The following is a 6,515-nucleotide window of genomic DNA, read 5'->3' on the forward strand; positions in this document are numbered from 1 at the left end:
CGAAAAGCTGATGCGGGCTTATCGCGAAAGTCAGGAATGTTTTGCACCCTATATGCGCCAGCAGGGTGGCACCAGGGAAGAAGCCTACAAGTACTGCACGCCGGTCCCCGATCCTTCGGATAAATGCGGTTTGCCCAGCTACTAGATTCGCCAGTCTTGCTTGGCCCTTGCTGATCCAGCGCAGAAAAGCCTGCGCTGTATCCTTATCTGTCTCCCACTCTTCTGTCTTCTGTATAGCGGATGCGGCGTATTTGCTGCAGGCGCGTTCAAATTCCCCCCTTAATTTCACAGTGGGCAAAATTCATTTTGCTGGATAAACACATGTGTTTATCTGATGTGCCACTTTCACTATCAATCATAAGTGCTTAATTCTTAGAGATATTTAACAAACGTGTTGCGTCAACGTAATGCGCTAAGTCCTTGACTTCATTGAAAAAAACCTTGTTTTCACCCCTGAATATCGCTTGACCGCTTATAGGGGCTTCCACTAAAGTGGGTGCTTGTGTGAAAAAGTGTTTATTTGTGGGTATTTTTAAGCGCAAATAAAGTGCGAGCACTGCATAACGGACAAAAAGGATCTCAGGGTGTTTCAAGGCGCGTCTTCTCTCAATCTCGATGCCAAAGGCCGGATGACTATTCCAGCCCGGCATCGTGACGCCCTGCTTTTGCAGTGTGAGGGCCGCATCACCCTGACTAAACATCCTGATGGTTGCCTGCTGCTCTTCCCGCGTCCCGTGTGGGAAATGCGCCGCGAAGAAATTGCCAAATGGCCGATTTCCGCGCGCGCCTGGCAACGCATTTTTCTCGGCAATGCCTCCGATGTCGATTTCGATAGCGCCGGCCGCATCCTGATCGCGCCCGAGTTGCGCACGGCCGCCGGCCTGACGCGCGACGTGATGATGATGGGCATGGGCAGTCATTTCGAAATCTGGGATGCAGCCAAGCTGGGTGAGAGCGAGTCGAATGCGATCGCTGCCGGCATGCCCGATGTATTAAATAATTTTTCTTTCTGACGCCGTGATGAATGCAGAGCCGGTGCCGCAATACCAGCACCGTACGGTGTTGCTGGATGAGGCGGTCGACGCCCTGGTGCTGGATGGCGAGCGCGCCAGTGGCGTGTACGTAGACGGCACCTTCGGACGCGGCGGTCATAGCCGGCTGATACTGCAGCGCCTGGGTGCCAACGGCCGCTTGCTGGCCTTCGACAAGGATACGCAGGCGATCGCTAATGCCGCAACGATAGCGGATGCGCGTTTTGAAATTGTGCACGACAGTTTTGCAAGCTTGGGTGATGCATTGGCGGTGCGTGGTATCAGGCAGGTGGATGGAGTATTGCTGGATCTGGGAATCTCGTCGCCGCAAGTCGACGATGCGGCGCGTGGTTTCAGTTTTCGGGCAGATGGGCCGCTCGACATGCGTATGGATACGACACGCGGTATGTCGGCAGCAGAATGGCTGGCGACGGAAACCGAACAGAAAATCGAGAAAGTGATACGAGAATATGGGGAAGAACGGTTTGCTTTTCAGGTTGCAAAGGAGATTGTTGCTCGCCGGGCAATCGAACCAATTTCAAGCACACGACAGCTTGCCGCGATCGTGGCACACGCCGTTAAAACCCGCGAGAAGGGCAAAGACCCGGCCACTCGCACCTTTCAGGCTATCCGGATTTTCATCAATCAGGAGCTTGAAGAACTCGAAGTAGTTTTAAGCGAAGCGTATCGGCATTTGGCTCCGCACGGGAGATTGGTTGTGATCAGCTTTCATTCACTGGAAGATCGCATCGTCAAGCAGTTCATGGCCGGCAAAGCCAATATGCCGCAGCCGGACCGTCGCCTCCCGATACGTGCAGTCGATCTGCCGCAGCCGGAAATGAAGTTGATCGCCAGGATCAAGCCTTCCGCCGAAGAAATCAGTGCCAATCCGCGCGCCCGTTCCGCCGTCATGCGTGTGGCCGAGCGTCTGCAACCGGCTTCCAGGGTTGCGTCATGAGCGGGCGCATCAGTTTTTTGCTGACGTTCGTGCTGGTGCTGTGTGCGTTGTCGGTCGTCAATGCGCACTATCAATCGCGTCGCCTGTTCATCGAGCTCGAACGTGCGCAAGCGCAGGCGCGACAACTCGATATCGAATGGGCGCAACTGCAGCTCGATCAATCCACCCTCGGCAAACATTCGCGCATCGAATTCAATGCGCGCCGCGATTTGCGCATGGTGCCGGTGTCGCCTACCAGCACCCAGTATCTGACGATGGGGGATAAATGACGCGCATTGCATCGCGTACATCCCGCACCGCCGCTGGCAAGGGCGTGCCTTTTGTTTCCAGTCCGGTACTGGAAACCAAGCTGCCGGCATGGCGTTCACGCGTCGTGCTGTTCCTGATTTTTGCCGCCTTCCTGACCCTCGCCGGCCGTGCGCTGTGGCTGCAGGGGATGTCTACCGATTTCCTGCAAAAGCAGGGCGCTTCACGCTACGCGCGTACGCTGGAATTGCCAGCCACACGCGGCAAGATTACCGACCGCAACGGCCAGGTGCTGGCATCGTCGATCCCGGTGCGTGCAGTATGGGCGATCCCGGATGACGTGCTGGAAGCGCCAAAAGAAAAATTGCAGGCGCTGGCCAAGCTGCTCGACATGAGTGAGCGTGAGTTGCGCGGCAAGCTGGATTCGGATCGCGGTTTTGTCTACCTGAAACGCCAGGTCGAGCTCGATACCGTCGACAAGATACTCAAACTCGGCATCGCCGGCATCGACACCCGCAAGGAATACAAACGCTACTACCCTGAAGGCGATGTGATGGCGCATGTCGTTGGCTTCACGAATGTCGAAGACAAGGGGCAGGAAGGCATGGAACTGGCCTTTCAAAAAACACTGGTCGGCGTGACCGGCAATCGCCGCGTGATCAAGGACCGGCTGGGCCGCATCGTCGAAGACATCGAATCGGTGCGCGAGCCGCATGACGGCAAGGATCTGGCGCTGTCGATAGACAGCAAGATCCAGTACATCGCTTTTTCGGCATTGAAAGATGCCGTTGAACTGCACAAGGCAAAAGCCGGCGGCATCGTCGTGCTGGATGCAAAGACCGGCGAAGTACTGGCGCTGGCCAATCTGCCGACCTACAACCCGAACAATCGCTCGGTACTGACCGGTGCGCAATTGCGCAATCGCGTGCTGACCGACACCTTCGAGCCGGGTTCGACGCTCAAGCCGTTCACGATCGCGCTGGCGTTGGAAAACAAGTACATCACACCGAACACGATGATACAAACTGCGCCCGGCAAGCTGACTATCGGCAAGGCGACAATAGGCGATGCGCATGCAGGTGGCTTGATGTCGGTGTCGCAAGTGATAGAAAAATCATCGAACGTCGGTACCGCAAAGATTGCGCTGCAAATGGAGTCGCATGAAATGTGGGACATGTTTACCTCGGTCGGCTTCGGCCAGCAACCCAAGGTCGGCTTCCCCGGTGCGGTGGCCGGTCGCGTGCGTCCATATAAATCATGGCGCCCCATCGAGCAGGCGACGATGAGTTACGGTCACGGCATTTCGGTATCGCTGCTGCAGATTGCGCATGCATACATGATCTTTGCGCGCGATGGCGAAATCATTCCGCTGACTTTTCAACGTTCCACCGACCAACCGATCGGGCAGCGCGTGATCAGCGAAAAAACCGCGCGTGCCACACGCGGCATGCTGGAAATGGCAGCCGGCCCGGGCGGCACGGCACCGCAGGCGCAAGTACCCGGCTATCGTGTCGGCGGCAAAACCGGTACCGCGTACAAGCTTGAAAAAGGCCAGTACGTGAAGAAATACGTATCGTCTTTCGTCGGCTTTGCGCCGGTATCGGACCCGCGCATCATCGTTGCCGTGATGATAGACGAGCCATCTGCCGGCAAGCATTACGGCGGCCAGGTGGCGGCACCGATATTCTCGGCAGTCACGGCGAATGCCCTGCGCGCGATGAATGTGGCACCCGACTCCAGCATCACCAACATCATCATTCCGGCCGAGTCCGCACAGGAGAACATGTAATGTCTTCCCTGACGACGAGCGCGCTGACAGAAATCCTGGGCTGGTTGCAGACGACTGCACCGGCTGCCGGGCTGAGCGCCGATTCGCGCAGCATAGCGATGGGCGATGTGTTCGTGGCCTACCCTGGCGACGAGGCTGATGGCCGCGCCTATATTTCTGACGCGATAGAACGCGGCGCGCGGGCTATCCTGCATGAGGCCGCCGATTGCGTCTGGGATGCAGAGTGGGATGTGCCGCATCTGGCAGTCGGGAATCTGAAACACCACGCAGGCGAAATCGCCGCAGCTTATTACGGCCACCCTGATCGCACGATGTTCACCGTTGCCGTCACCGGCACCAATGGCAAGACCTCGTGCAGCCAGTGGCTGGGCAGCGCCCTGTCGCGCCTGGGGCAACCGACTGCCGTGATCGGCACGCTCGGTGTCGGTATTTTCAATCACGGCACGCATGGCGCATTCGATGTCACCGGCTACACGACGCCGGATGCCGTGCTGCTGCAGCGTTCGCTGGCCCATGCCTGCAAGCTGGGCGCCACGGCGCTGGCGATAGAAGCATCGTCGATAGGCTTGCACCAGGATCGTTTGGCCGGCATGCATTTCGATATGGCGCTTTTCACCAATTTCACACGCGATCACCTGGATTATCACGGCGACATGGCGGCTTATGAAGAAGCCAAGGCGCGCCTGTTCGACTGGCCCGGCTTGCGCCATGCAGTCGTGAATCTGGATGATGCGATGGGCGTGCGCCTAGTCGCGCGCATGCAGCGCAATCAGCCTGGCATCGGCATCACCGGGTATTCATTGACGCAGCAATATGCCGACGGCGTTGCACTGCTGCATGCCAGCGATATACACAGTACGCAAAGCGGCACCGTCTTCCAGCTCAAGTCGGCGTTTGGCGTCGCGCAAGTCAAAATACAATTGCTGGGCCATTTCAACGTCAGCAATGTGGTCGGCATAGTCGGTATCCTGCTGGCCAAGGGCATCGCGTGGAGTGATGCGCTGGCGGCAGTCGAGGCGCTGACATCGGTACCCGGCCGCATGCAGCAGCTCGGTGGCGGTGAAGCGCCGCTGGTAGTGATCGATTATGCGCACACGCCGGATGCAATGGAAAAAACGCTGGCGGCCTTGCGCAGTGTGGCTGCTGAGCGTGGCGGCCAATTGTGGTGCGTCTTCGGTTGCGGCGGCGATCGCGATGCCGGCAAGCGTCCGCAGATGGGACAGGCGGCAACAGCAGCCGACCACATCATCGTGACCAGCGATAATCCGCGCCATGAAGAACCGGCCAGCATCATTGCCGACATTGTTGCCGGAATAAGCAAGCCTAAGAATGAACCTGTCGTCATTGAAGATCGCGCTACTGCAATCCTGTGGGCGGGCAAGCATGCAGCCAAACAGGATGTCATTTTATTGGCCGGCAAGGGGCATGAAGCGTATCAGGATGTAAAAGGCAAAAAGCAGCCTTTCCTCGATGCAGATCACGCCGCACTGGCTTTGTCGGCGCGTGCGATGCAGGGAGCGGGCGGATGAAATCTACCTTGTCCATACTGCAGTCTGCAGTGAAAAACTCGACGCTGACTGTCGATGCCAGCTTCGACGGCGTGTCTACCGACAGCCGCAATGTGGCTGCCGGCAATCTGTTCGTCGCCTTGCGCGGCGAGCGTTTCGATGCGCATGAATTCCTGCCGCAAGTTGCGGCACGCAATGTGGCCGCGCTAGTCGTTGAAAAAATTCCTGCCGGATTGAAAGTGCCTGCACTGGTGGTGCCGGATACGCGCGTGGCGCTCGGTGAAATCGCGCATTACTGGCGGCGCCAATACAAGCTGCCGCTGATAGGCGTGACCGGCAGTAACGGCAAGACCACGGTCAAGGAAATGATTGCGGCAATACTGGAAGCAGCATATGGCGCCGGACAATATCTGGCGACGCGCGGCAACTTCAATAACGACATAGGCGTACCGCTGACATTGCTGCGCCTGACGGCTGACTGCAAGGCTGCGGTGATCGAGCTGGGCATGAATCATCCCGGCGAAATTGCCTTGCTGTCGGAGATCGCTGAACCGACAGTCGGGCTGGTGAACAATGCGCAGCGCGAACATCAGGAATTCATGGCCAGCGTCGCCGCCGTCGCCGAAGAAAACGGCGCAGTGCTGGCGAACCTGCCGGCAGATGGCGTGGCCGTATTCCCGGCTGACGATCCATTTACTCCTTTGTGGCGTAGCTATGCGGCGTCACGCAAGATGCTGAGCTTCGGTTTTTCGGATGATGCAGATGTGCGCTGCACTTATGTTGCCAATGCGTTCGGCAGTGACCTGGCTGTCACGGCAGGCACGCAGAAATTCAATATCGCGCTGTCGGCTGCCGGCGTGCACAACGTGCGCAATGCGCTGGCTGCGATTGCCTGCGCGCTGGCCATCGGGGTGGCGCCGGATGCAATCGTGCGCGGCTTGCAAGCTTTCGCGCCAGTCAGCGGCCGCTTGCAGCGCAAGACG

Annotated in this window: 7 protein-coding genes; 6 read left to right on the plus strand and 1 reads right to left on the minus strand. The window is 58.0% G+C overall.

All coding sequences use genetic code 11. The features are described from left to right. Positions 1-365 precede the first annotated feature (365 nt). Entirely contained in the window at positions 366-701 is a 336-nt protein-coding gene (locus tag Q7T06_RS11780) for a hypothetical protein (protein ID WP_304784895.1), read from the minus strand. On the opposite strand from Q7T06_RS11780, the gene mraZ reads away from it, so the two are divergent. From mraZ to murF, 6 genes are all read left to right on the plus strand, one after another. Beyond that, positions 585-1,013 (plus strand): division/cell wall cluster transcriptional repressor MraZ, encoded by a 429-nt coding sequence (mraZ, locus tag Q7T06_RS11785; RefSeq protein WP_304784883.1) that lies wholly within the window; start codon positions 585-587, stop codon positions 1,011-1,013. The genes Q7T06_RS11780 and mraZ overlap by 117 nt on opposite strands. A gap of 7 nt (positions 1,014-1,020) precedes the next feature. Further along, positions 1,021-1,989, plus strand: a complete 969-nt coding sequence (rsmH, locus tag Q7T06_RS11790) for a 16S rRNA (cytosine(1402)-N(4))-methyltransferase RsmH (protein ID WP_304784893.1) — start codon at positions 1,021-1,023, stop codon at positions 1,987-1,989. Continuing rightward, positions 1,986-2,258 carry a cell division protein FtsL gene (gene ftsL / locus Q7T06_RS11795; RefSeq protein WP_304784885.1) on the plus strand — a complete coding sequence of 91 codons (273 nt, stop codon included), beginning with the start codon at positions 1,986-1,988 and terminating at the stop codon, positions 2,256-2,258. Before rsmH ends, ftsL begins: the two co-directional genes overlap by 4 nt. Continuing rightward, positions 2,255-4,024 (plus strand): penicillin-binding protein 2, encoded by a 1,770-nt coding sequence (locus tag Q7T06_RS11800; protein ID WP_304784887.1) that lies wholly within the window; start codon positions 2,255-2,257, stop codon positions 4,022-4,024. Before ftsL ends, Q7T06_RS11800 begins: the two co-directional genes overlap by 4 nt. After that, positions 4,024-5,553 carry a UDP-N-acetylmuramoyl-L-alanyl-D-glutamate--2,6-diaminopimelate ligase gene (locus Q7T06_RS11805; RefSeq protein ID WP_304784889.1) on the plus strand — a complete coding sequence of 510 codons (1,530 nt, stop codon included), beginning with the start codon at positions 4,024-4,026 and terminating at the stop codon, positions 5,551-5,553. Before Q7T06_RS11800 ends, Q7T06_RS11805 begins: the two co-directional genes overlap by 1 nt. Further along, positions 5,550-6,515: UDP-N-acetylmuramoyl-tripeptide--D-alanyl-D-alanine ligase (gene murF / locus Q7T06_RS11810; RefSeq protein ID WP_304784891.1), on the plus strand; the 966-nt coding region annotated here is incomplete at its 3' end. The genes Q7T06_RS11805 and murF, both read left to right, overlap by 4 nt.

Source organism: Herminiimonas sp. (assembly GCF_030645555.1).
Taxonomy (GTDB): Bacteria; Pseudomonadota; Gammaproteobacteria; order Burkholderiales; family Burkholderiaceae_D; genus Oxalicibacterium.